Genomic DNA, 582 nt, shown 5'->3' on the forward strand with positions numbered 1-582 from the left:
CAGCCTGAGCGCGGCCGATGTGCAGGCCCAGTTCGCCCCGGCCTTCGGGGCGGATGGGAAAGGCAGTCTTGGCTACAGCCTGGCGCTGACCGGCAGCAACGTGGCGAGCGGCCTGTATGCGGTCGACCCGCTGGTAGCCAACGGGCAGGGCGCAGCGATTGTGCTCAATCAGGTGGGCAATGTCATCACCGGCAGTGTCGGTACGGTGAACTACTTCACCCTGACCATCAACCCGACCACCGGGGAGGTGACGCTGGCCCTGCTGGACAACGTCTGGCATAGCGATACCACCAGTGCGGATGACAGCGTAGCGCTGACCGTGGGTAGCGGCGTGCTGACGCTGGTGCAGACCGTGACTGATGCGGATGGCGACCGGGCCAGTGCGTCTGTGGACCTCGGGGCCAATGGTGTGTTCCGCTTCGAGGATGACGGCCCGCGTGCCGGGCTGGCGGTGGAAGCACCGCGTCTTGGTGCAACTGTGGATGAAAGTTTGGCCAGTCTGGGTGGTGTGGGTAGCGACGGGGTGGCCAGTGTCAGCCTGAGCGCAGCCGATGTGCAGGCCCAGTTCGCCCCGGCCTTCGG

General features: G+C 66.2%; 1 protein-coding gene. It reads left to right on the forward strand.

What is annotated here, in order from left to right:
- On the forward strand, positions 1 to 582 hold a 582-nt coding region (locus LD28_RS0118940; protein ID WP_033138475.1), incomplete at both ends, for a DUF5801 repeats-in-toxin domain-containing protein.

Origin of the sequence: Aeromonas finlandensis, from assembly GCF_000764645.1 — a bacterium.
GTDB lineage: Bacteria > Pseudomonadota > Gammaproteobacteria > Enterobacterales > Aeromonadaceae > Aeromonas > Aeromonas finlandensis.